Origin of the sequence: Moraxella tetraodonis (genome assembly GCF_022359095.1) — a bacterium.
GTDB classification, from domain to species: domain Bacteria; phylum Pseudomonadota; class Gammaproteobacteria; order Pseudomonadales; family Moraxellaceae; genus Faucicola; species Faucicola tetraodonis.
In genome coordinates this window covers 2,186,026-2,211,021 of sequence record NZ_JACSYB010000001.1, presented here as the reverse complement: position 1 = coordinate 2,211,021, position 24,996 = coordinate 2,186,026, and the positions used below count along the sequence as shown (strand labels likewise).

Sequence of the window (24,996 nt, the reverse complement as noted above, 5' to 3'; positions counted from 1 at the left end):
AGTTGATTGGCTATTTATCGTGAACATTAAAATACCAATCAATCTGGCGGTCAAATCCCATTTCCAGTAGGCTTGCGGTGATGCGTCCCGTCAAGCCCCACACGGTCTCGCCATCAATGATAAAGCTTGGTGATACCAGTACTTGACTCCCCAAATCATACGCATAATCGATAGTCGGCTGGCGAATAAGCGTGGCTAAGTCTGCCCAAAATAGCCTTGCAATTTCGCACATCTCGGGCACAAGGTTAACACTGGGTGGTATCACCCCCACAATCGGCTTGACAGGTCTGCCACTTTTGGCAAATTGTAGTGGCAATTCGCCCAACACAGTCACTTGACTGGGATGAATACCCGTTTCCTCATGCGTTTCTCGTAACGCGGTAGCTTGGTTGCTATCGTCCGTGTCTTCGCGTCTGCCCCCTGCAAATGATACTTCGCCGGCATGTTCTCGCATATCCGAAGCGCGCAATGAGTACAAAATTTTTGGCTCAGCTTCATTGGTAATGGCGATGAGTACCGAATACGGCTGCGGCGTGGGGTCGAATGGCAGTTTTGCGATTCGCTCTGCCAGTTGGGTCAGCAAAGGACTTTGAAATCTAGTTGTGGACATATTTTTTAATTCATCAAAATTTAATGGGCAATTTCGCAATGTTTATAGGGCGCTTTGAGGTGACCGAATTTATCTAAAACTCATTGTCTATTGTCGATATCATTATCAAAGGGTAATGCTGGCATAGCTGAGACAGGTTTTTGCATACTAGGCTGGGTATGCGGCGCGCTACAACCTGCTAATAATCCCAAACTTAATACCCAGCTAAACACCTAAGCTAGATACCAAGTTAAATACTTAGCTAAACTTGCTCATAATCAGCTGCTCAAATCATTTTTATCATGTAAAAACCTGCAATCAATGCTACCATACTTAAAACGACTTTCACCTTACAAAACATAAAAATAATAGGAAAATACCATGCCTTACTGCCTACAATGCGGTCATCTAGCCGAAACCAAAATCCCGCCGATGGACAGTCGTCCGCGCATCGTGTGTCCGTCTTGTGGCTACATCCATTACGAAAATCCCAAGGTCATCAATGGTTGTTTACTCATTCATGAAGGTAAGGTTTTGCTCTGTCGCCGCGCGATTGAACCGCGGCATGGTTATTGGACGTTGCCCGCAGGCTTTATGGAGCTTGGCGAGACCATGAAAGATGGCGGCAATCGTGAGTGTTTTGAAGAAGCCGAAGCCATCGGCAGTGCATTAGAGTTATATTGTCTATACGACATACCCGATATCGGACAGATTCATGTGATGTTTATCGGCTCGCTCAAAGATGGCAAATTTGGGGTGGGCATCGAGAGCCTAGAATGTGCGTTGTTTGCCGAAGAAGACATCCCGTGGGAAGACTTGGCATTCCAAAATGTCATTGAAACGCTGCAACATTATTTTGCTGACCGTAAAGCAGGGGCAACGTTGGGTAATTTCCCCATCCATCAGCAAGTGATTGTCAAAGACGTACATTTGGGCGATTAACTGTCCATTTAAACGGTAAATTTTAAACGGCAAATTGTTAGCTAAAAAGATAAGGGCGTAGTGCATACGCTCTAAATAGCTAGGCTTCAGATAGCTAGGCTTCAAATTTCCATGCCCCAAATACCCCAATGACGGCGCCGCTGCTTTTTTTAATACAACAGTCAGTTTTTTGAAAATTGCGCTTATTCACCTTGATACGACATAGAGATTTAAGCAACAATGTTGCTGTTTAATCAAAGGTTCATGAATGACAAAATCATCAAAAAAGTCACGTATATATCATTTTGTCGCTATAAAATCTTGCTACAATACTTGAGTGATATATATTCTATGCTAGATAAAAACCACTATACTTACGGATGATGAGATTATTATGTCAACTAGAAAAACCATCCCCACACCTGCGCAACCATCTAAGCCATCACCTGATAATTTATCACCACTCAAGGCGATAGAGCCACCAAACCCAAACCCCAATCAACCCACCCCACAAGGCACGCCACCGCTCAAAGAATTGGTCAAACAATACGATAGCGTGTCGTTGCTGCTCCAAGGTGGCGGTGCGCTCGGTGCCTACCAAGCAGGGATTTATGAAGGGCTACATAAACAAGGCATCAAAATCGACCGTATTTCAGGTATTTCAATCGGCGCGCTCAATACCGCCATCATCGCAGGTAACCGTCCAGAGAACCGCTTGGCGGCGCTGCAAGGGTTTTGGAACACCATCACCCATCGTAACTACACCCCTGCGGGGATGAATGTCTACCGTCAAACGGCCAATGAGCTAGATAAACTCAGCAAAATTGACATGGTAAGCCATTTTATGCCTTGGATATTTGAAAATGGCTTTTTAAAGCAGCAGCTGCGGGTGATGGAATCTACCGCTGAGGCTTGGCAAACCATGATTGAAGGACAGCGTGGCTTTTTTAAACCGCGTTATTTTGTGCCGTATGACACCACCCCCAATCACTTAAGCTATTATACCACCGACAAGCTGCGCGAGACCCTTGAGCGTTATTGTGATTTAAAACTGGTCAATGACGTCAATCGGATGAAGGTATCGGTGTCTGCGGTCAATGTGCGAAACGGTAACTTTGCTATTTTTAGCAATGAAAACGAAGAACTGCGCTACGATCACTTCATCGCATCGGGCGCACTGCCGCCAGGTTTTCCAGCGGTTGAGATTGATGGGGAGTATTATTGGGATGGCGGATTGGTGTCCAACACGCCGCTCAATGAAATCTTAAGCCATGAAGAGCACCTCAAGCAATTGATTTTCCAAGTGGATTTGTGGAATGCCAAGGGCACGGTGCCAGAGAATATGATGGAGATTGACGAGCGCATCAAAGACATTCAATACTCTAGCAAAACCCGCATGGTTACTGACTTTATGGCGCAAAAGCTGCGTTATACGCGCCTTATCAAAGAGTTACTCAAAATCATCGATGACGATGCCAAAATTGATAAAGTTGAAGAACTGTGCGTCAACAAAGCCCGCGAAATGACGGAAGTCGGTGTCAAAAACGTGATTCATCTGATTTATCACAAAAAGACTTACGAGCGCGGCTATAAAGACTATGAGTTTAGCGGCTCAACCATGCAAGAACACTGGGAAAGTGGCTTACAAGATATTGAGAACACGTTTCGCCACCCAGATTGGTTTATGCTACCTGAAACCGATGATATCTTTGTCAGCCATGATATCCACCAAAAACGCAAGCGCTTGGCACAGGTCAGTACCCTGCTAAAAAATCTTGAAGACTAGCCGTCGTTGCACGTTGAATCTTTACAAGCGGAAGGCTTACAAAAAGTCAAAAAAAGTGATGGTAGCTATCCATCACTTTTTTATGAAAAATCACACCAAATTTGATAAGTCTAAAGTCAGCAATCGGTCAATCGCCTCGCTGCTTTGTGCGATATCTGCGACCAATGCCATGCGCACATGGTTTTTGCCAGCGTTACCGCTGTTGTTTTGGTATGGGGGCGTATCGCGAGATAGGTAACGCCCTGCGAGCGCATGGATATTTAGCTGTTCATAAATCACTTTGACAAACTGCTCATCATCTTGTACCGGCAACCAAAAATAAAAACCGGCATCAGGACGGCGTAGGGGTAATTTGTCTGACAGCTTGTCCATCCATAAATCAAACTTTTGGCGATATAGTTTGCGGTTTTCTGCCACATGGGCTTCATCTTGCCACGCGGTAATCGAAGCGAGCTGATGATGAATCGGCATCGCACAGCCTTGATAAGTGCGGTACTGGGCATACGGCGCTAGTAGCTTGGCATCACCTGCCACAAATCCTGAGCGCATGCCAGGTAGATTGGAGCGTTTTGACAGCGAATGAAACACCACGCAATTGGCAAAATCATCGCGTCCGAGTTTGGCGCAGACTTCAAGTAGTCCAATTGGTGGCACCTCAAAATATAGCTCACTGTAGCACTCGTCACTGGCTAGGATAAAGCCGTATTTATCTGACAATTCTATAAGTCGTTGCCACTGCGCCATATCCATCACTGAGCCAGTTGGGTTGTTTGGACTACACACAAAGACCAGTTGGGTCTTCTCCCAAACCTCGCTTGGCACGCTGTCATAATCACCGACAAAGTTATTGTCGGCGGTACAATTGACAAAATATGGCTGTCCACCAGCGAGCAGCGTCGCGCCTTCATAAATCTGATAAAACGGATTGGGCATCACTACGTAAGGTCGTTTGCTATCCTCACGGTCAAATGCCGCTTGTACAAAACTAAATAGCGCCTCACGCGTACCCATCACCGGTAATACTTGGGTGTCGGCATTTAATTGTTTGATCTGAAAACGGCGCTGTACCCAATCGGCAATCGCTTGGCGCAGCTCAGGCAAACCGTTGGTGGTGGGGTAATTTTGGATTTTAGCCAGATTGTCTTTGATGACATCTAACACAAACTGTGGCGGTGTGTGCTGCGGCTCACCGATACCCAGTTTAATCGGGGCATAGTTGGGGTTTGGGGTGATGCCTTGTAGCAACGTTGCCATCTTGGCAAACGGATAAGGATGCAAAAGTTGTAATTGCGGATTCATAAGGGGTTGGCTGTCCATACATGCGAGAGAGCTAATTTTAAAATACTGTCATTTTAAAAATACTGTGAAAAATGAGGTTACTTTACCCCGAATCACAGAGTTTGCCAAGATTGAACCAAAATTTTGCTAAAAGTTGATAGCCAATTAACGTTTTGAACCATGAGCTTGGGCAATATTTCGCTCAAAGTTTCGCTCAAAAAAATGGGTAAAGGTGAGTATCAAGGTAAAAAGAGTGGGGAAAAAGCAGGTGTTTACTATATCATGCACACTGCCTTGCCAGTACCAGTGCTTGTCAATTATAAGCTGGTCATGTCTGTCTAGCACTTCACCCATGCTGGCAGCAGCAATCACCGTAAATAAGGCGATAAGCCAACGGTAGCGGTGATTTTTAAAGAGTAGACTTGTGATAAGAAATACCCCAATACCGACATAGATATGCAGGGCATCTCGCTCTAAGCCTGTGAAGCTAACGATATGGGTTTTGATGTCTTGGAATACGAATTCGTACATAAAAAGTTTGATTTTGATTGCAAAGTTGGCAGAGCATAGCGATTTTCTACCAACGGTTAAAGGCGGTTTTTGTGTTGATTTATCACGGGATTATTATTGAAATAGTGTATGAAAATCGCTCTAGCCAATGAAATTGTTTATCCAAAGCTTTGAAGCTTGAAAGTAGCTGAGGATATTATTATTCTATAAATTAAGAAGTTTTATTGTTAACATATTTAAAATTCGATAAAGTCTTCTACCCTAATATTAGAAATATTTTCTTGCTTGTTTTTAGTTTTTTTATGAAACCAATTTGGTATTGGTCTAGCATTTTTCCTATAAGAGTAAATAGATGATTGCATCATTCTGCATCTAGCAATTATTTCATCATTAGATGAGTTATTTCTAATATCTTCTCTCATCTGTTCATTTATTGTTTGTAGCCTTTCATTCTCATTTATAGAATCTTTATGCTCTATTATTAATTTATAAAAATATAGAATAACTGGAATTAAAAGCGATAAAATATTAGTTAAGAAGTCTCTAAAATTTGTATTATTAACTGTTCCTAAAATAATTATAAATAAAATAATACCTATACAGGATAAAAAACTATAATAAATGAGTGGTTTTCTTAAATAGTTATCCCAGCAAAGATTTTGTTGCTGACATAATACAATAGAATGTGGATAGGTATAATTTGCAGCTTTAGGAGTATACCAGTCATAAAAACCAGTATAGTTAGGATTTTTTCTATCAAATTTACTACTTTTTTCAGCAATTATTCCTATATCTGGACGACTTCCCACAACGACATTATCCCAATCTAAATCAAAAACATCTGTATCAAAACATTCCTGAATCTTAGCTGCTTGTTCCTTATTAGAAAAAATAATCCTACTCAATAACTCAATAAAGAATGTGGATATAATCCCAATTAGGGCAGAAAAATACCCTAAATCTTGTTTTTGAAATCCTATTAAAGATGAAAAATAATTACTATTCATAAAAAACGTAAAAAATGAAACTATACATGGTACAACTACTCCAATGATAAGACTTATTATCATTAAAAATTTTACTTCAGAATATGCTTGTCGTTGTGCTTTTAGCTTATTGATATTTTTATCTTTATTTTGATTTTCGGCAATATTAGTCATATTATATTTTTTTATCCATAATTTGGGAATTGTTCACCAAAAATTTCTCGCCATAATTTTATAGATTCCTCTTGTTTCTCATTGGATTCCAAAATTCTAGCATTTCTTGATTTTTCTAAATCTCTTTCTAGACGAATTTTAACTGCTAATTGTTCTGAGTAAGATATAATATTTATATTTCCATCAATATTTTTGGGGTCGGAAACAATATTATAGATATTCTGTATAATATAGTTTGCAACCTTTACAAATTCGATATCTGGATAAACGGTGACATCATTTTGTAAGCCTTGATTAATAATTTCTTGATAGTAATTACTTATCATTGTTTCCAATAAATAAGAAGATGATAATTTTGATTTATAGGGTATCTGATTCCAAAACTTAAAAAGTCTAATGACATTTAATACTTTCCCATTACAAGCTTGATTAATGCTTTGTAGTCTTGCCCTATCTACTCTTGGATCAGTTTTTTTCCAGTTACCGTTCCCATTTGGAATTAAATAATAACTTTTATCATAGTAATCTACGGCTGTTCTGAAACATGGAACTATGTCAAAATTCCAATCATAGGAAGTAAGTTTTAAAACAGTTGCAACACCGTTTTTTTTAATTTCTGCCTTACTATATTGACTAATGGTATTTAAGTTTTTAATAAACCTATTTAAAATTCTAGTTGAACTTAGATTGTTTTCCTGCCATTGCACTGTACTTTTAAAAGCGTTTAATCTTCCTGAATAATTTGAAGGTGGTCGTAATGTAATATCATCTACACTATTTTCAAAATATGACCATCCATCTGCATTAAGACAAATCATAATATCTATATCATCCAGTGGGCGTGTTTTAGTTTTTCTTTCAAAAGAACCATAATTTAAATGACTTGCTTCATATAATAAAGGAAAGCTTAAATCATTTTGTGGGAAGTTATTAATTTTATTAATTAGCCAATCTCTACTAGCTTTTGCGGTATCGCTTTTACTTTTATCTATATTAACTTTATCTTTTAAAAATTCGTTAAAAGCTTCAACAACATTTTTTGCCATAATCAAACTCACATTTTCCAAAATTTTTTTATAAACTAAAATTTAAGTCTTCAAACCACTTTTTCTATCTTACTCACCTTTTGAAACCTTTTTGGCAGGAGTGCCACGCACGCGCATAAAATTGACAGTATTCAGCTATTAAACGTTATCAAATAGCACTAAGCTGTGCCAAATTGTTTAACATACGACTGCATCAACTGATTAATCACCTCATTCATGCTCAGGCGTTGGCTTTCGCAGACTTTAGCAAAGTCTTCAACCAAATGCTTATCTGATTCAATGGTTAAGGCTTCCAAATCGCCCCAATCATCACTGGTATCAATCTCACTATCGGGAATTGCTTTTAACCGAGTAAGCATCGCTTTTTGCTCAGCAGTTAATGCAGGTGGTCGTTCCCCTTTTTTAAATGTCATGCTAACGGTAGCCATAGTATTCTCTCTCTTCTTGTTTGGTTGCTTTGCGGGCAGTAATTATCCTTACAACCTCAGTATCTTTATCATCATAATGGGTCAAATGCCCCACAAAAACAACCACACAACCATCAATCATACCCACAGTACGCCAACGCTGTTCACCATCGACAATTTGATGTCTTTCACTAAAACCCTGTTCATCAAAGAACGCATAAATCGCTAATTCAAAGGATAATCCATGTTTGGTTTGATTACTAGTATTTTTACTAATGTCCCATTCAAAGCGAATATAGTCAAAATCTAATTGTTTATCCATTAGATTTTTTGAACCCCACTCACTTTTTGAAACCCTTTTGGCAAGAGTGCGCCGCGTCGACCGCGTGTACCCATAAAATTGGCAATATCCATCGGTTTGAGCGTCAAGGTTCGTTTACCACTGTCCAATGACAAACTATCCCCTTCGCTAAACGTCGTGATGGCGACCACGCTGTCACCGTCTTTTAAATCAATCAGCTTGTTGCCTTTGCCTTTTTTCATCATCGGTAACTCAGTCAATGGGTATACCAGCAAATGCCCTGCCGAGCTGACCACGCCAACTAGCGTATCTTGCTCACCAATTTGGTGGGTTATTAAACTAAAGGCGTCATCAAAATTAATCACATTTTTGCCCGCTTTTTGGTTGGTATCAAGATCAGCAAAGGTGTTGATAAAGCCATAGCCTTGCGAGCTTGCCATGATGAGCTTACTGTCATCTTGTCCCATCAGTACATTGACAAAACTTGCTCCGCCCGTGGGTTTTAGCAGGCTTGTGAGCGGCTCGCCTTGCCCCCGAGCAGAGGGCAAAGTATGGGCATCGAGGCGATAACTGCGACCGGTGTTATCCATGAGATAGACTTTTTCATTGGATTTGCCTTGCGCATGGGCAAGGTAGGCATCGCCCGAACGGTAATTCATATTGGCGGCATCGACATCGTGCCCTTTGGCGGAGCGAATCCAGCCTGATTTTGACACGATGACCGTCACAGGCTCGCTTGGGGCTAGGTCAGTTTCTTTAAGCGCAGTAGCTTCCGTGCGTTCCACAATTGGCGATTGGCGTTTGTCGCCATGCTCTTTCATATCGGCAGTGAGCTCTTCAATCATTAAGCCCGTCAATTTATCTGGGTTGTTCAAGTATGCTTCGATTTGGGATTTTTCTGCTTCTAAGTCACTTTGTTCACGTTTGAGCTCAATTTCTTCAAGGCGTGCCAATTGACGCAGACGAATATCCAAAATCGCGTTGGCTTGGATTTCAGTTAAATCATAGCGCGTCATCAATTCTGCTTTTGGGTCGTCTTCCTCACGGATGATACGGATGACCTCATCAATATGAAGATAGGCAATCAGCAAACCTGCCAAGATATGCAGACGCTGCTCGATTTTATCCAAGCGATATTGCAGACGGCGCGTGACGGTATCTCGGCGCACAGACAGCCATTCGGTGAGGATGGTAAGCAGTGATTTGACTTGGGGTTTGCCATTGGTGCCAATCATGTTGAGATTAACGCGGTAATTACTCTCAAGGTCGGTACTGGCAAACAAATGGCTCATCATCGGCTCGATATCAACACGGTTAGAGCGCAGCTCAAGCACGATACGGCAAGCGTTTTGGTGGTCGGATTCGTCATGGATGTCAGTTACCCAAGGCAATTTTTTGGCATTAATTAAATTGGCAATTTGCTCAATGATTTTATTGCCGGAGATTTGATAGGGTAGCGCATCGATGATGACTAAGTTTTTTTCTTTGTCATCGACATGATAAGTAGCACGCATTTTGTAGCTACCACGACCCGTTTTATATAGCTGTAGCAAATCCTCAGGCGAGGTGATGATTTCTGCTTTGGTCGGCAAATCGGGTGCAGGGATGTACTTTGCCAGCTCTTTTTCCGTCATTGTGGGTTTTTTAAGTAGCGCAATACAGCCTTTGACCACTTCAGACAAGTTATGCGGCGGAATATCGGTTGCCATACCGACCGCAATGCCGGTTGTGCCGTTGAGCAAGATGTTCGGTAGGCGGGCAGGCAAGGTGACGGGTTCTTGCAAGGTGCCGTCAAAGTTGTCTTGCCAATCGACAGTGCCTTGACCAAGCTCGTTTAGCAAGGTATTGGCATAAGCCGATAGCTTGGCTTCAGTATAGCGCATCGCAGCGAAGGATTTTGGATCGTCGGGCGAGCCGAAGTTGCCTTGACCGCTAATGAGTGGATAACGGTAGCTAAACGGCTGACTCATCAACACCATGGCTTCATAACAGGCGGAGTCGCCATGCGGATGGTATTTACCAATGACGTCACCGATAGTGCGCGCTGATTTTTTGGGTTTGGCAGTATTTTTGAGCCCAAGCTCGCTCATCGCATACACGATACGGCGCTGCACAGGTTTTAACCCGTCGGCAACGTGTGGCAATGCCCGGTCCATGATGACGTACATCGCGTAGTTCAGATACGCGTTTTCGGTAAATTCAGCGACTGAGCGAGTGGGGTTGTTCAAATCGTTTGGTTTGGTAATTTTTGCTACAAGGGTATCAGACATAATGGTTACTTAATCAATGACGAAAAATAAAAGAGTAAAAGAAAGTGCAAAAGAGAGATAAGAAGTATGAGAAAATATCATAAAGCTTGAGAGTAGAAAAACAAGTATTAATCCATGACATGGCAAATTTGCCCAGTTTTACACGTCAAAATGTGTCGCAAAAATGCCTTTTAAAGACAATTGGACTCTGTAACCGCTTTAACGGTTAAATAATGGACAACTATTTCGATGCGAAATCATTTTTATCATCCCATAAGTACAGAGAATAGGCTTGAGAATTGAGTAAATATTTAGTATGTTAATAACACATTTGGCCGCGATTTTTAATATAATTTTTAGTAGTGGGATGGACCTTTTTATAAAAATTCTTTTAATTATCAATATGCTATCCGCTGATAGACCGCATACCTAAGGAAAACATTTCTCATGAATGAATCAACCACCTCAGCTCAAACCCCTGACAACAATACCCAATACAATGCGCCTATCGATACTCCCGTCGATACTCCCGTCGATAATAGGGAAGCGCAGCCACATGCGCCAAAGCTTACCGATCATCATGAGAAACCTTGGTTAAAGACTTACCAGCATTACGGCATGAACTATAACATGCAAATGCCCGGTGACGAAGTTAACCTAATGAATGTTTTTGAAAAGAATTTCGAACAATTCAATGGTAGTGATGCCTTTGTGTGTATGGGTAGTAGCATGACCTATCGTCAGCTAGATACTTATAGCCGCCAAATCGCGGCGTATTTGCAGGGTTTGGGTCTAAAAAAAGGCGATACCGTTGCGGTGATGATGCCAAATATCTTGCAATACCCAGTGTGTATGATTGGTATCATCCGCGCAGGTTTTATCTTAGTTAATGTCAACCCACTATACACCGCTCATGAATTAGCCCATCAGTTAGAAGACTCGCAAGCCAAAGCGTTATTTATCGTTGAAAACTTTGCCAAAACCTATCAAGATATCGGCAAAAAAATGGTTGATCACGTTATCGTCTGTTCAATCGGTGATTTGATGGGTACCTTCAAAGGTATGCTCGTCAATACCGTGGTCAAATATGTCAAAAAAGCTATTCCTGCTTGGCAAATTGACGGGCATGTGACATTTAAGAGTGTAATCAAGCAAGCGTCTGCCAGTCGCTATCAGCGACCAGAAGGTATCAAAGGCAGTGATATTGCGGTACTACAGTACACTGGCGGCACCACAGGGGTTGCCAAAGGTGCGATGCTTACCCACAGTAACTTGGTATCCAATATGCTACAGTGCCAAGAGTTCGCCAGACAAGTGTTCCCCAATCAAATGGTGGGTGAGTACGTCGTCATTGCCTTACCGCTCTATCATATTTTCTCATTTACCGCCTGTGCGCTACTATGTATGAACATGGGCTTTACCGGTGTATTGATTCCAAACCCCCGTGACATGGACAGTTTTGTCAAAGAATTAGCAAAATATAAGCCAGTGTTCTTCCCTGCGGTGAACACATTATTTAATGGCTTGGCGCACCACGCCGGTTTTCGCGCATTAGACCACAGCAAATTGCGTTTGTCGCTAGGCGGTGGTATGTCGGTATTGCCTTCAACCGCTGAAGAGTGGAAACGTATTACAGGTACCAATATCCTAGAAGGCTATGGTTTGTCCGAAACTTCACCCGTTGCCACCCTAAACCCCTTGGCACAAGAGCAATTTAGTGCCAAAATTGGTATCCCGATGCCCAACACCGATATCAAACTGCTCGATGACAACGGCAATGAAGTCGCAGCAGGTGAGCGTGGTGAGATTGCAGTTAAAGGTCCACAAGTGATGAAAGGCTACTGGCAGCGTCCTGAAGCCACTACAGAAGTAATGACAGCAGACGGTTATTTCAAAACCGGTGACATCGCTGTCATTGATGAGCAAGGCTACTTCAAAATCGTTGACCGTAAAAAAGACATGATTTTGGTATCAGGATTTAACGTCTATCCAAACGAAGTTGAAGAAGTACTGGCGGCGCATCCCAAAGTGTTGGAAGTCGGGGTGATTGGGGTGCCGAGCGAAAAAAGCGGTGAAGTACCAAAAGCGTTTGTGGTACGTAAAGACCCAAGCCTCACCGAGGAAGAGTTGCTGCAATATGCGCGAAGCGAGTTAACGGGTTATAAACGTCCGCGTAAAGTTGAGTTTGTGGATGAATTGCCAAAATCAAACGTTGGCAAAATCCTGCGTAAAGAACTGCGTAAACTTGAAGAAAAAAAGTAAGCTAACGCTTGTTGCCAAAACCCAGCTTTTCTATATCAGATTAGTTGGGTTTTTTATTGCATCGCGCCCAACTAACCTTATAAAATTGGGAATACCAATAGGCTGTTATGAGCAATACTGAGTTTATGGATGACGCTATTTCACCAATCAATGAGCGCCCGATGCATGAGATGTATGAATGGGAAGAAAATCAGCAACCGTGGCTGATTAGCTACGAGCGCTATAATATTTGTAGTACCATCGATATGCCAGATGAACAAACGTCGCTAATTGACATGTTAGAAGCGGGGTTTGCTAAACATGCGCGGCAAGTGGCGTATTACTACGATGATCAGCAGATTACTTACGAACAGTTAGATAAACTGAGTCTAAAAGTTGCCATTTATCTGCAGCAGTTAGGGCTCAAGGTCGGCGATGCCATTGGCGTGATGTTGCCCAATATTTTGCAATATCCTGTGATTACCCTTGGCGTCATCCGTGCTGGCATGGTATTGGTGAGTATGAACCCATCTTACACCAGTCGCGAGCTTGAGCATCAAATGGATGATGCCGATATCAAGGCGTTGTTTATTTTAGATAAATTTATTTATACCTATAAAGACATTGCCGATAACCTTAACCGCGATTTACATCATTTAATCATCTGTCGGTTGGGCGATTTAAAAGGTAAGCTCAAAGGCGCGTTAATCAATCTGGTCTCAGCGACCACCGATTTGCCGCCAAAAGGTAATTGGATTTATTTTAGTCAGTTATTAGCGGGCGCTAGCAAGGCTTATCAACGGCCAAATCTCACGTTATCGAATATCGTATTAATTCAATATACCGGTGGTACCACAGGGACGGCAAAAGGCGCGATGCTCAGTCATGGCAATGTGATTGCCAATTTGCTGCAAATCGATGCGTTGATTCGCAGCGCGTACGATGAAGAAGGGCAGGAAGATATTATTTTGGCGTCGTTGCCACTGTATCATGTATTTTCATTCACCATTTGCTGTGTCTTTATTTTGTACCGTGGGTTTGCCTCAAGACTCGTGCCCAATCCACGTGATATCAATGAAATGGTTAATACGCTAAGGCGTACACCGCCGCATTTTATTTTGGGGGTTAATACGCTATTTAGCGCCTTGATACAGCATCCTGAATTTCGAAGGCTCGATTTTTCCCAACTCAAAGCCACCATTGGCGGCGGCATGGCAATTCTCCCCAGTGTTGCCAAAAAATGGCATACCATCACAGGGTTACCGATTATCGAAGGGTATGGGCTTTCAGAAACCGCACCTGTGATTACCTTTAATCCATTAACTATCGCAGAATTTACCAACAAAGTCGGGCTACCAACCCCTGCCACTGACATCATCTTATTGGACAACAACGACCAACCTGTGCGCATTGGTGAACGCGGAGAAATCGCCGTCAAAGGCCCGCAAGTGATGGTGGGGTATCGCAATCTACCGGTTGAGACCGCTAATGCGTTTACCGCCACAGGCTATTTGCGCACGGGCGATATTGGCATCATTGATGAGCGCGGTTTTATCAAAATCGTTGACCGTAAAAAAGACATGATTGTGGTGTCAGGGTTTAATGTCTACCCCAATGAGATTGAGTCAGTGATGCTCGAGCATGCCGATGTGCTCGAGTGTGTGGCGATTGGCGTACCAAGCGCGACGCGCGGGGAAGAGCCTAAAATATTCGTGGTCAGAAAACACAACCGCGTCACCGCTGAGCAGCTACTGGCGTTTGGTAAACAGCACTTAAGTGGCTATAAACGCCCCCGCTATGTCGAATTTGTCGATAGTCTACCCAAGTCCAATGTTGGTAAGATTTTACGTAAAGAGCTACGTAAGCGCGAAGGGCTTGAATAGCAACCTGCCATGTTGCCGACGGAATTGTCTTGCTAAAACTGGGTTGGCAAGGTAGCATAAAACCACTGTAATTTTTGCCCATTGCTTAAAAACTATCTACCAAACCGTCAAGTCGGTCTTTTAGGGAATCTTATGCGTATCGATAATCGTGAAAACAACCAACTTCGCCCAATTAGTTTTGTGCGTAACTTTACCAAACATGCCGAAGGCGCCGTATTGGTCAGCTATGGTGACACCAAAGTGCTATGTACCGCCAGTATCGAAACCCAAGTACCGCGCTGGCTCAAAGGCACAGGTAAGGGCTGGATTACCGCTGAATACGGTATGTTGCCACGTGCGACCCACGAGCGTACCCAACGCGAAGCCGCCAAAGGTAAACAATCAGGTCGTACCCAAGAGATTCAGCGGTTGATTGGTCGTAGCCTACGGGCGATGGTCGATCTTGAAAAGCTTGGGGAAAATACCATCCATATCGACTGTGACGTGCTGCAAGCCGATGGCGGTACCCGTACTGCCAGTATCACAGGTGCAGCTGTGGCATTGGTCGATGCGTTAGAAAAACTGCAAGCCGCCAAAAAACTTAAAGCCGATCCTTTGGTTGGCTTGGTAGCAGCGGTCTCTGTGGGTATCAAAAATGGTGAAGTACTCTTGGATTTGAACTATAGCGAAGATTCAAGCTGTGACACAGATCTTAACGTCGTGATGACGCAAAAAGGCGAGTTTATCGAGATTCAAGGCACTGCCGAAGAAAAACCGTTCACCCGTGCCCAAGTGGACGAAATGCTAGCAATTGCCGAAGAAGGCATCAAACAGCTGATTGCTGAACAACAAGCGGTACTAGGTTGGTAAAATAGCCTAACAAAACAGGCTGGGCTAGTAAGGGCGTAGCGCATACGCCCTTTTAATTGTCATAGAGATGATTATGTTAAAAGTCACCGAGACAGGCGTTACCATTGGTTTGCAAAGTCAAGCGGTGACATCAAACAAGCTGACCCAAATACTGTGGGTGGGTATCGCTATTGCCGGGGTAGGGCTATTGATGGTATTTAAAATGCTATCAGTTGCCATCGGCTCGCTTATGATTTTACTAGCCATCATCACAAGTATTGTGTGGCAATCATTCAACCGAAAAAAAGAGGTGGCGACTTTAGCAGGGGGTGAGCTGCGACTGACCCAACAGGGTTTTAGCCATCACCAAGGTGCTAAAGTCACAAGCTATCAATTATTGCCTAGCGATAGCATTGAGCCGACCACTGATGGGATGACCATCTACAATGCTGACGGTCTAACCTTGTATCACATCACAGGTTTTCATGACCCTAAACATATCAAAATCGCCCAAGCCGTCCTACAAGGCAAGCCAATCAAAACCCAAGGCAAAGCAATCAAATTACAAAGCACTTAATCAAAAAACCACACCCTATCTCACATAGTGGTTAGGCACAGTGGTTAGGCTTAGTTACCAAATCATAATAATTTTTTTGCCAATACTTGTTAAAATCCTTAGAGATGATTAATCCACACTCTGATAATAACATTAATTATTTAATTCATATAAACCAAAAACACGGAAGGAAAGGACGATGTCGACTGCATTAAAATTTGCCACCCCATTAATCGTTGCGATGGCGCTGGTAGGCTGTAATAAAAAAACAGAAACCACAACCACAACTACTGCTTCAGCGCCTGCTACCACAGTTACCGCTAGCGCCAATGGTGCAACTGCAACCGCTACGGTAAGTACCACGACAACCTCGACCACGGCAGTTGACCCTAACATGACGCCAGAAGACCACAAAAAAGCGCGTGAAAGAATCATGAAAGATTGGAAAAAAACCAACCAAACCATTGGTGCCATGGTCAAAGATCCAAGCAAATTTGATGCCGCGCAAGTCAAAGCCGCTGCCGAGAAACTTAACCAAAATCCTTGGGTGCATTATCCAGAGACAGCTAAGGGCGGTGAAGCAAAAGATGAAATTTGGCGCGATGCTGCAGGGTTCCAACAGCAGATTGATAAATTTAAAACCGCTGCCAGTGCCCTCAATGCCGCCGCTGCGACTGCAACCAGTGTTGATGGCATCAAAACCCAATTTGGTGATTTGGGCGCTAGCTGTAAATCCTGTCATGAAAAATATAAAGAAGATTAAGTTTTTATCCCCAATAAAAAGGCAGTGTTCAATGACTGCCTTTTTTATTGATTTAATTCGCTTTGATAAAAATTCACTTTGATAAAATTATGATAGATATCAAACGCGGTCAATGGTAGCGGACGCAGTTTGGTTAACTGGCTTAGCAACACTTTGGCATCGGTTGATAGTTTTTGCCCCGTTTGCCAAAACTTTACCGCTTGGGCTTGTACATCGGCTTCAAAAGTGCTCTGACTGGTATCAAAATCAGCAAACAAATTATCTTTAGACACACTAAAGGGTTTGTTGCAAGCCAGCGTCAATAAACATTCAATCGCTTGCGGCAGGATTTCTACTTGTTCAAACTGTTGCTGCTGCTGCTCATTACGTCCATCGGGCGCATACCAGTAGCCAAAGTCATTGAGCAATCGGCGTTTTTGACCTGCCATACACCAATGGCTAATTTCATGCAAGGAACTGGCAAAAAATCCATGCGCAAACACAATTTTGGCAGGCTCAGTATCGGTCGCGGCAAAATATTCAGGCTCATGCTCGCCTTTGACCAAAATCGTATCATGATGGAAAAACCACAGTTTGAACCAACCCATTAGCCATTGCACTTGTAATGCTTCCACCGATACCCATTGATAGTCAGTCAAAGGGCGATTTTTTGTCTTTGATATACTGGCGAGTACGGGCAAAAAATTAACCTTTAATGCTAACTGCGCACTTTTTTGGTCAATCACAGTCGTGTCAACATCACTGGCTAACACAGGCGCCACCGCGAATTGACTGACAAAAGGCAGCGTCATAAAGGGAAAAATAGCAAGGGTTGGTAATGATATTTGTGCAGATAGTGGCGATAGGTGTGTGGACATAGCAAAAGTAGGGTTGATAAAAATTGCTATTATACAATTTAACAGCCCGCATCGACTAGGAAATCACGCCAACAACATGCTACCATGCAATGGACGTCAGTATGCTTTATACTACAACGCAATATAACTGAAAGGAGCGGTGAAATGACGCTACATTCTTCATCAAACGTGCCAGCACAATCATCGCAAGATGTACCAACAACTGCCCCATCCAAAACCGCCAATAACACCACCAGTGAGATTGGCTCTAGTGCCAGCTTGGTCAAGTTTATTGATTTGGCACGTTGGGAGTATAACAACGATAACCATTATCACTGGGAAGGCGAGGTGAGTCTCAAGGATTTACCACGTATCTATGCCTTGGGTGATGAACATCATGACAACGATCAGCCACTGGATGTGATACTAGATATTCAGAAAAAAGGGGACGTGGTATTTTGGCAACTACACACCACGGGCGTGCTTTGGCAAACCTGCCAGCGCTGCCTAGACCCCGTCGCAGTGAGTCTAGATGTCGATAGTGAGCTTGCGCTACTTGAAGATGAAAATCACGTCGCATTGCTTGATGAAGGCACAGAAATCATCCTGGTTGATGAGCTAACGGATGACAATAAACTGTGGCTATTACCGATGATTGAAGATGAGTTATTGGTTGATTTGCCATTAGCGCCCAAGCATGATGACTGCGAAATGGCAGTCACTGAGGTCGGCGAGTTGCCAGAGGCAGTGGCGGAAAAAGAAAATCCGTTTGCGGTACTGGCAAGCTTAAAAAGTTAAAAAGAACAACGCCAGTATATACGCTGTCATACACGTAGTAACAAAAACTTGCCACTAAATGTCGGTTAAGGCTTTGCTAAATGGGTTTTTTTACGTATAATATGGCGTTTATAAATTTATCTGATTGTCTGTTCCAATAGTTTGCCTTATATCCATGCCAAATATCGATATCAAGTTGTTTGCATGATGATGTAATGAGGTTAAGGGAACGATGTTTTAATAGCGAGAAGCACAGGAGCTAACCTCATGGCTGTTCAACAAAACCGTAAAAGCCGTTCACGCCGTGATATGCGTCGTTCACACGACCGCATCACAATCAATGCTGTTGCTGTAGATGCAACTACCGGTGAAAAACACATCCGTCACCATGCGACCAAAGACGGTTTTTACCGTGGTCGTCAATTATTCAAAGTAGCAGCCGTTGCTGAATAATTAACGCAAAATGTAGGGCTTTGACATGGCTTAGTATGCATTGGCTAAGCACCAAAAAGGCTGATGATGATTCATCAGCCTTTTTTTACTTGTTTTTGATGTAAAAATACCCCAAAGAAAAAGCTAGAATTTTTTTTTCAATATGCCATAATAATCAGAGTACAATTGTACACATAAATTTGCTAGCTTACTTTTGCCTGCTTGCTGGATAGTAGGTTATATTATTGCCAGCCAAGTTTGATAAGACTATAACGTCAATCCAAGCTACTGACACATTTTGATTTTGCCGATAACATTTGGTAAAGTAATCGACCAAAAAATCGCCTAAGCAAATTTTTTAACCGTATTTTTTAGCAGTCTAGTAGACGCAATACAACATAAGCATTACAACATAGGCAGTAAAATATAATAAGTTAGGACATTATGGATAACCCAATGCAAAGCCAAACCAGCGCAAATCAACCAGCCACTTCATCACAACACAATGCTACATCTATGAAATATGCGGTGATTTTCCCAGGACAAGGCTCGCAGAGTGTGGGCATGCTAAACGATTGGGCAGCCCAGTATCCTACTGTCAAAGCAACGTTTGATGAAGCCTCAAAAGCGCTTGGGTTTGACTTGTGGGCGATATGCCAAGGGGCGTCAGGTGCCGCGTCTTTAGATGATACTGCGTATACCCAACCTGCACTATTGACCGCTAGTATGGCAATTTGGCGGGTGCTGCGCGATGAGCTTGATTTACAGCCGGCATATGTTGCCGGGCATTCACTGGGTGAATACAGTGCGCTGTGTGCCGCTGGGGTGTTGAGTTTGGCAGATGCGGTAAAGCTGGTGCATCATCGTGGCCAGTATATGAGCGCCGCCATGCAATCACAAACAGGCAAAATGGCGGCGATTTTAGGTCTGCCTGATGAAGATGTACAACAAATATGTGATGCTGTGGTAGCGGCGCATGCGCAGGCAGTGGTCAGCCCAGCCAATTTTAACGCGCCAGGGCAAGTGGTGATTGCAGGCAATGTGGCAGGCGTGGATTTAGCGTCAGAGAAAATTGCTTCACTCGGTAAAAAAAGCATGCCGCTAAAAGTCAGTGTACCGTCACATTGCCAGCTGATGACGCCTGCCACCGATAAGCTTGCCGCAGAATTAGAAACCGTGACATTTAACCCACCCAGCATTCCGGTGATACAAAATCGCCATGCGCGAGTGGAAAACGATGTGACCGCAATCAAACAAGCCTTGATTGAGCAGCTCAATATGCCCGTGTTATGGTCGACTATTGAGAATAATTTAGCAAACGCGCAAGTCAGCTTACAAATCGAATGTGGCAGTGGTAGCGTGCTGACAGGACTAGCCAAACGTCAAGCGCAGAAAATTAACACTCTAGCGACCGATACAGTGGCCAAACTAGATAATATAAAACAACAATTATCAGCCCAATAAAAAAACCAAGGAAGTATATGACTCAACGTATTGCATTAGTGACAGGCGCTAGCCGTGGGATTGGTCAAGCAATCGCCAAACGTCTGGCAAATGAAGGCTATCTTGTCATCGGCACTGCTACCAGTGAAAAAGGCGCAGCGGCAGTCAATGATTACCTACAAGAATTGGGGGGCGCAGGTCGTGTGCTCAATGTGCAAGATGCCGAGCAAATCAACCAGTTATTTGATAGCATTGAAAAAGAATTCGGCAATGTACAGGTGCTAGTCAACAATGCCGGCATTACCCAAGATGGTCTGCTCATGCGGATGGACGACAATGCCTGGGAGCGTGTGATCGACGTGAATTTGACCTCGGTGTTTCGCACCAGTAAACGCGCCATGAAAGGCATGATGAAAGCGCGGCAAGGTCGCATTATTAATATCACTTCCGTAGTCGCAGCGATGGGCAATGCCGGACAAACCAACTATACGGCGAGCAAAGCAGGCATTGAAGGGTTTACCCGCTCATTGGCTCGGGAGATTGGATCACGCCAAATCACCGTCAACTGCGTGGCACCGGGCTTTATCGACACTGACATGACCAGCGAGCTTGATGAAGCATTGATTCAATCCATGCTTAATACCGTTCCGCTAGCCAGATTGGGCAAACCTGAAGACATCGCCGCTGCGGTAAATTTCTTGGCAAGTGAAGAAGCAGGTTATATTACCGGTACCGTGCTTGACGTCAATGGCGGCATGTACATGTAAATGGTTTAGCCTGCCAAACACCAACCTAACGAGCGTTAAAATGCAGTTTTTGAACTTAAAATACAGTTTTTGAAATAGTAACAGGTTGCATTATTTTATTTTGAAATAGGCAATGAGCATGATAATATGCTCTAATATGTAGTTTACTCGATATATCATATACCCCAATGCAAGGAGAGAAGCATGAGTAACGAAATCGAACAAAAAGTAAAAGCCGCAGTAGCTGAGCAATTAGGCGTGAATGCAGAAGACATCAAAAATGAATCTTCATTTATGGATGACCTCGGTGCAGATTCACTTGACCTTGTTGAATTGGTGATGTCTTTTGAAAACGAATTTGGTATTACCATTCCTGACGAAGACAGCGCACAATTGACCACGGTGCAAAGTGCTATCAGCTACGTACAATCAAAATTGGCTAACTAGTTACTAGTTATTTAGTTTAGCAGCTTACTTATCACTTAGTTTAGCGGCTACTTAGTTTAGCAGCAGTTTACCCCAGTTTTAGCGATAAAATTGGGGTTTTTATTTGTTTAAAATCAGCTCCAACACAAACTTCGTCCCGATAAACGCCAAGCCAAGCAAAATCACACCATACAGCGTCATATTAGCCGCGCGTTGACCTCGCCAGCCAAAGCGCCAATGTCCAACCAATAGCGCCCCAAATACCAACCAAGACAACAGACTAAACACAGTCTTGTGTACCAAATGCTGCGCCAGTAAATTGGTCGTATCAATAAAGCCCAGCAACAGCGAAATCGACAATAGCAGAAAACCCACAGTAATCATATCAAACAGCAAGGCTTCCATGCTTTGGAGTGAAGGTAGTTTATCGACCCAGACACGGTGAAAGGTTTGACGTTTGAGTTCGCTGATTTGTAGCCGCAGCATAATCGCGGCAATCGCTGCCATAAATAGTACCGAATAGGCAGCCAAAGACATAATGATATGAGCTTGTAAGATAGGACTGATGGTTGATAGCGGGTGATACGGTGCATCGCCAAAAAAACCAATCATCATGCCCAAAAATGCCAACGGCGTTGCCAAAATCCCAAGCGGCAAAATTTGGCGATAAAGACAAAATCCCCAATAAAATAACAGCATAAACAATGTCGTCAACGACACGACATTAAAAATATTAAAGTTTAGCCCCCCTTGGGTAATAATATCAGGATATAACACCACCGCATGACCCAATAACCCAATCAGCAATTGCCCAAGCACCATGCCTTTACGGATGGGCTTTTGTTGCGTAACTGCCCACATCAAATAGACGGTAGTTAAGCCATAACAGACTAACGCAAGTACAAAGATTACAAACACCCTAGCCTCATCAAAAATCATCAAATACGTGCAAAATGCGATGGTTATACTAGCATGACCCATGTAACAAATCGCGATTTTATCGGTATTATATTAGCAGTTTTAGCTAATTTAGCATAAAATAGTAAGATTATAAAATTGATAGCAATAGATTAGAGAAATTATATGTTTGAAACCTTAACCGAACGCCTGTCGACGAGTTTACGTAGTATCTCTGGTACAGGGCAGCTAACTGAAGACAACATCAAAGACACCTTGCGTGAAGTGCGTATGGCACTACTAGAAGCGGATGTCGCCTTGCCAGTGACGCGCGATTTTGTGTCACGGGTAAAAGACAAAGCCCTAGGTCAAGAAGTCCTTAAAGAACTCGCCCCAGGTCAAGCCTTTGTCAAAATCGTCTATGATGAACTGACCGAGATGATGGGCAGTGCTAACCAATCACTTGAAATGACAGGCAAACCACCGGTTGTCTATCTACTAGCGGGCTTGCAAGGCGCGGGCAAAACCACCACAGCCGGTAAACTTGCCAAATATCTGCAAGAGCGCCATAAGAAAAAAGTCATGCTAGTCTCTGCGGACGTCTATCGCCCCGCGGCAATCAAGCAGCTTGAGCAAGTCGCTGAGCAAGTCAAAGCCAATTTTGTGCCATCAAGTGCTGACCAAAACCCGATTGATATCGCCAAACGCGCCATCGAACAAGCCAAAGTACAGTTTCAAGATATTTTGATTATCGATACCGCAGGTCGTCTGCATATCGACGAAGCCATGATGGACGAAATCAAAGCATTAACCGCAGCCGTCACTCCGTCAGAAACCTTATTTGTCGTTGACTCAATGACCGGTCAAGATGCGGCAAATACGGCAAAAGCCTTTAATGATGCGTTACCTTTGACCGGCGTGATTTTGACCAAGACTGACGGCGATGCGCGCGGTGGCGCGGCGTTGTCGGTACGTGCCATCACTGGCAAACCGATCAAATTCTTGGGTCGTGGTGAAAAACTTGATGCGCTTGAGCCCTTCCACCCTGAGCGTGTGGCACAGCGTATCTTGGGCATGGGTGACGTGTTGTCACTGGTCGAAGAAGTTGAGCAAAAAATTGACCGTGAAAAAGCCGAAAAAATGGCGAAAAAAATCCAAAAAGGCGGCGAGTTTGACCTTGAGGATTTGCTAACCCAATTCCAGCAAATGAAAAATTTGGGCGGCATGGCGGGCTTCTTGGATAAAATGCCAGGCATGAGCGGTGCGGATGTGCAAAAAGCGGTATCAGATGCCAAACCAGAAGAAAAGGTCAAAGAAATGGAAGCACTCATTCATTCAATGACCCCATTTGAACGTAAAAACCCCGATAAAATCAACCCAAGCCGTAAACGCCGTATCGCGGCAGGCGCGGGTAAAGACGTACAGCACGTCAATCAGCTGTTAAAGCAGCACAAGCAAATGGCAAAAATGATGAAAATGCTATCTGACCCATCGGGCATCAGCAAAATGATGAAAGCGGTGCAAGGGTTGACCAAAGGCATGGGCGGTGGCGGTGGTCCATTATTTGGACAAAACAACCAAGCAGGCGCAAATACTACGACAGTTAACGGTCAAGCCAATCCAGTTGCGCCAAAATTTAAAACCCGTTTTTAAAATTTTAATCGCAGAATTGTACTTTCAAAGCCCGTATGCATTACGGGCTTTTTATTCATCTAAGGAATAATGAAAGTATTAAATATTCCAAGACAGTATAAATAAAAATCCTTACTATATTTTCAATCATTAAGCCATTGGATGTTTAGCGTGGCACTTTGAAAACTTATGAGGAAAACATGACAAACGCAACCCAAACTCACCCATTCACCACCCGTACGCAATCTAAAGGCAAAGTCTTGGCATTAGCCGGTATTTCAGTGATGGCAGTGGCAAGCTTAACTGCCTGCCAAAAAGCCCCGCCCAAAAACGAGAGTGCAGCCAGCGCTTCAGCCGCTAACGGCAATGGTGTATCTTTGCTAAACGTATCTTACGACGTGTCCCGCGAGTTGTATAAAGAATACAACCCGATTTTTACGGGGCAGCAAAAACAAGCCATCACTATCCAGCAGTCGCATGGCGGCTCAAGCAAACAAGCCTTGAGCGTAGCCAATGGGCTTAAAGCGGATGTGGTGACCATGAACCAAACCTCAGATGTAGAACTGCTGGTGAAAAAAGGCTTGGTGGATAAAAACTGGCAACAAGCGTTTCCCAATAACGCGATACCTTATACTAGCACCATGGTACTACTAGTTCGCAACAACAACCCCAAGCAAATCAAAGACTGGGATGACTTGGCAAAACCCGGTGTCAGTATCGTGATTGCCAATCCAAAAACCAGTGGTACAGCGCGATATGGTTTCTTGGGTGCGTATGGATATGGATTGCACCACTTCAATAATGACGAAGCCAAAACCAAAACCCTGGTGAAGCAAATTTTGAGCAATGTGGCAGTGTATGACAGTGGCGCAAGGGCAGCGACAACAAGCTTTTTACAACGAGAAATCGGTGATGTGCTGATTACCACAGAGAATGAAGCACAAATCACCAAAAAAGAATTTGCCGATAAAAACTTACAGATTATTTATCCCAGTTATTCGGTCAAGATTAGTAACCCTGTCGCTGTGGTGAATGCGGTTACCGAGCAAAAAGGTACCACTGAATTGGCAAAAGCCTATTTAAAAGGTTTGTGGGATACGCCTGCCCAAGAGATTATGGCCAAGAATTATTTGCGCCCTGTGGATGCGGCGACTTTGGCAAAATACCAAAGCCAATTTCCTGCAATTGCCACGTTTGAGCCAAATCAAGTTTTTGGTAGTTGGGATGAGATCATGAGCAAGTTTTTTAAAGATGGCGCAATTTTTGACCAATTGGCGGTAAAAAAATAA

The 24,996-nt window shown here is 43.3% G+C and carries 24 protein-coding genes; 14 read left to right on the top strand and 10 right to left on the bottom strand.

Annotated features, from left to right (window positions below; all coding sequences use genetic code 11):
- Nucleotides 1-10: 10 nt before the first annotated feature.
- Nucleotides 11-610: an NUDIX hydrolase gene (locus tag H9W84_RS09725; RefSeq protein ID WP_239743319.1), complete on the bottom strand. Its 600-nt coding sequence runs from the start codon at nucleotides 608-610 to the stop codon at nucleotides 11-13.
- A gap of 360 nt (nucleotides 611-970) precedes the next feature.
- Here H9W84_RS09725 and H9W84_RS09720 point away from each other — a divergent pair, with 360 nt between their 5' ends.
- Together H9W84_RS09720 and H9W84_RS09715 are read left to right on the top strand one after the other, a co-directional pair.
- Nucleotides 971-1,531: an NUDIX hydrolase gene (locus H9W84_RS09720; protein ID WP_007115639.1), complete on the top strand. Its 561-nt coding sequence runs from the start codon at nucleotides 971-973 to the stop codon at nucleotides 1,529-1,531.
- Nucleotides 1,532-1,904: 373 nt separating this feature from the next.
- The gene (locus H9W84_RS09715) at nucleotides 1,905-3,296 is read left to right on the top strand and encodes a patatin-like phospholipase family protein (protein WP_239743317.1); all 1,392 of its coding nucleotides are present in this window, start codon (nucleotides 1,905-1,907) and stop codon (nucleotides 3,294-3,296) included.
- A gap of 90 nt (nucleotides 3,297-3,386) precedes the next feature.
- On the opposite strand, the gene dapC is transcribed toward H9W84_RS09715, so the two are convergent.
- The 7 genes from dapC to parC all read right to left on the bottom strand — a co-directional run bounded on the left by dapC (nucleotide 3,387) and on the right by parC (nucleotide 10,268).
- Nucleotides 3,387-4,595, bottom strand: a complete 1,209-nt coding sequence (gene dapC / locus H9W84_RS09710; RefSeq protein ID WP_239743315.1) for a succinyldiaminopimelate transaminase — start codon at nucleotides 4,593-4,595, stop codon at nucleotides 3,387-3,389.
- A 144-nt stretch (nucleotides 4,596-4,739) separates the two neighbouring features.
- Nucleotides 4,740-5,105: a hypothetical protein gene (locus H9W84_RS09705; protein WP_239743313.1), complete on the bottom strand. Its 366-nt coding sequence runs from the start codon at nucleotides 5,103-5,105 to the stop codon at nucleotides 4,740-4,742.
- A 215-nt stretch (nucleotides 5,106-5,320) separates the two neighbouring features.
- Nucleotides 5,321-6,244 (bottom strand): S-4TM family putative pore-forming effector, encoded by a 924-nt coding sequence (locus H9W84_RS09700; RefSeq protein WP_239743311.1) that lies wholly within the window; start codon nucleotides 6,242-6,244, stop codon nucleotides 5,321-5,323.
- 11 nt (nucleotides 6,245-6,255) lie between these two features.
- Nucleotides 6,256-7,290 carry a nucleotidyltransferase gene (locus H9W84_RS09695; protein ID WP_239743310.1) on the bottom strand — a complete coding sequence of 345 codons (1,035 nt, stop codon included), beginning with the start codon at nucleotides 7,288-7,290 and terminating at the stop codon, nucleotides 6,256-6,258.
- 158 nt (nucleotides 7,291-7,448) lie between these two features.
- Nucleotides 7,449-7,718 carry a hypothetical protein gene (locus tag H9W84_RS09690; protein ID WP_239743308.1) on the bottom strand — a complete coding sequence of 90 codons (270 nt, stop codon included), beginning with the start codon at nucleotides 7,716-7,718 and terminating at the stop codon, nucleotides 7,449-7,451.
- Nucleotides 7,705-8,019, bottom strand: a complete 315-nt coding sequence (locus H9W84_RS09685) for a BrnT family toxin (protein WP_160001063.1) — start codon at nucleotides 8,017-8,019, stop codon at nucleotides 7,705-7,707. The genes H9W84_RS09690 and H9W84_RS09685 overlap by 14 nt, the downstream gene beginning before the upstream one ends.
- The gene (parC, locus tag H9W84_RS09680) at nucleotides 8,019-10,268 is read right to left on the bottom strand and encodes a DNA topoisomerase IV subunit A (protein ID WP_239743306.1); all 2,250 of its coding nucleotides are present in this window, start codon (nucleotides 10,266-10,268) and stop codon (nucleotides 8,019-8,021) included. The genes H9W84_RS09685 and parC overlap by 1 nt, the downstream gene beginning before the upstream one ends.
- A gap of 426 nt (nucleotides 10,269-10,694) precedes the next feature.
- On the opposite strand from parC, the gene H9W84_RS09675 reads away from it, so the two are divergent.
- From H9W84_RS09675 to H9W84_RS09655, 5 genes are all read left to right on the top strand, one after another.
- Nucleotides 10,695-12,509 (top strand): AMP-binding protein, encoded by a 1,815-nt coding sequence (locus tag H9W84_RS09675; protein ID WP_239743304.1) that lies wholly within the window; start codon nucleotides 10,695-10,697, stop codon nucleotides 12,507-12,509.
- Nucleotides 12,510-12,679: 170 nt separating this feature from the next.
- Nucleotides 12,680-14,371, top strand: a complete 1,692-nt coding sequence (locus H9W84_RS09670) for an AMP-binding protein (protein ID WP_239743758.1) — start codon at nucleotides 12,680-12,682, stop codon at nucleotides 14,369-14,371.
- A gap of 132 nt (nucleotides 14,372-14,503) precedes the next feature.
- Nucleotides 14,504-15,220 carry a ribonuclease PH gene (gene rph / locus H9W84_RS09665; protein WP_060994509.1) on the top strand — a complete coding sequence of 239 codons (717 nt, stop codon included), beginning with the start codon at nucleotides 14,504-14,506 and terminating at the stop codon, nucleotides 15,218-15,220.
- A 73-nt stretch (nucleotides 15,221-15,293) separates the two neighbouring features.
- Nucleotides 15,294-15,776, top strand: a complete 483-nt coding sequence (locus H9W84_RS09660) for a hypothetical protein (RefSeq protein ID WP_239743302.1) — start codon at nucleotides 15,294-15,296, stop codon at nucleotides 15,774-15,776.
- Nucleotides 15,777-15,954: 178 nt separating this feature from the next.
- The gene (locus tag H9W84_RS09655; protein ID WP_239743300.1) at nucleotides 15,955-16,518 is read left to right on the top strand and encodes a c-type cytochrome; all 564 of its coding nucleotides are present in this window, start codon (nucleotides 15,955-15,957) and stop codon (nucleotides 16,516-16,518) included.
- Between the two features lie 44 nt (nucleotides 16,519-16,562).
- Here the strand turns inward: H9W84_RS09655 and H9W84_RS09650 are convergent, their stop codons facing one another.
- A complete protein-coding gene (locus H9W84_RS09650; RefSeq protein ID WP_239743297.1) occupies nucleotides 16,563-17,375 on the bottom strand; it encodes an elongation factor P hydroxylase in 813 nt (270 codons plus the stop codon).
- 144 nt (nucleotides 17,376-17,519) lie between these two features.
- Between H9W84_RS09650 and H9W84_RS09645 the strand changes: the two genes are divergently transcribed.
- The 5 genes from H9W84_RS09645 (at nucleotide 17,520) to acpP (ending at nucleotide 21,199) form a co-directional block, all read left to right on the top strand.
- Nucleotides 17,520-18,152: a YceD family protein gene (locus tag H9W84_RS09645; protein WP_239743296.1), complete on the top strand. Its 633-nt coding sequence runs from the start codon at nucleotides 17,520-17,522 to the stop codon at nucleotides 18,150-18,152.
- 246 nt (nucleotides 18,153-18,398) lie between these two features.
- Nucleotides 18,399-18,584 carry a 50S ribosomal protein L32 gene (gene rpmF, locus H9W84_RS09640; protein WP_007115626.1) on the top strand — a complete coding sequence of 62 codons (186 nt, stop codon included), beginning with the start codon at nucleotides 18,399-18,401 and terminating at the stop codon, nucleotides 18,582-18,584.
- Between the two features lie 495 nt (nucleotides 18,585-19,079).
- Nucleotides 19,080-20,027 carry an ACP S-malonyltransferase gene (gene fabD / locus H9W84_RS09635; RefSeq protein ID WP_420846672.1) on the top strand — a complete coding sequence of 316 codons (948 nt, stop codon included), beginning with the start codon at nucleotides 19,080-19,082 and terminating at the stop codon, nucleotides 20,025-20,027.
- A 17-nt stretch (nucleotides 20,028-20,044) separates the two neighbouring features.
- Nucleotides 20,045-20,773, top strand: coding sequence for a 3-oxoacyl-ACP reductase FabG (gene fabG, locus H9W84_RS09630; RefSeq protein ID WP_100285149.1), 729 nt, complete (start codon nucleotides 20,045-20,047; stop codon nucleotides 20,771-20,773).
- 183 nt (nucleotides 20,774-20,956) lie between these two features.
- Complete coding sequence (gene acpP, locus H9W84_RS09625; protein ID WP_007115622.1) at nucleotides 20,957-21,199, top strand: acyl carrier protein; 243 nt, start codon at nucleotides 20,957-20,959, stop codon at nucleotides 21,197-21,199.
- Between the two features lie 99 nt (nucleotides 21,200-21,298).
- Here acpP and H9W84_RS09620 read toward each other — a convergent pair whose 3' ends face one another.
- Nucleotides 21,299-22,096 (bottom strand): cytochrome C assembly family protein, encoded by a 798-nt coding sequence (locus H9W84_RS09620; RefSeq protein WP_177343782.1) that lies wholly within the window; start codon nucleotides 22,094-22,096, stop codon nucleotides 21,299-21,301.
- Nucleotides 22,097-22,261: 165 nt separating this feature from the next.
- Here H9W84_RS09620 and ffh point away from each other — a divergent pair, with 165 nt between their 5' ends.
- Nucleotides 22,262-23,728 (top strand): signal recognition particle protein, encoded by a 1,467-nt coding sequence (gene ffh / locus H9W84_RS09615; RefSeq protein ID WP_065253465.1) that lies wholly within the window; start codon nucleotides 22,262-22,264, stop codon nucleotides 23,726-23,728.
- A gap of 179 nt (nucleotides 23,729-23,907) precedes the next feature.
- Complete coding sequence (locus H9W84_RS09610; protein ID WP_239743292.1) at nucleotides 23,908-24,996, top strand: sulfate ABC transporter substrate-binding protein; 1,089 nt, start codon at nucleotides 23,908-23,910, stop codon at nucleotides 24,994-24,996.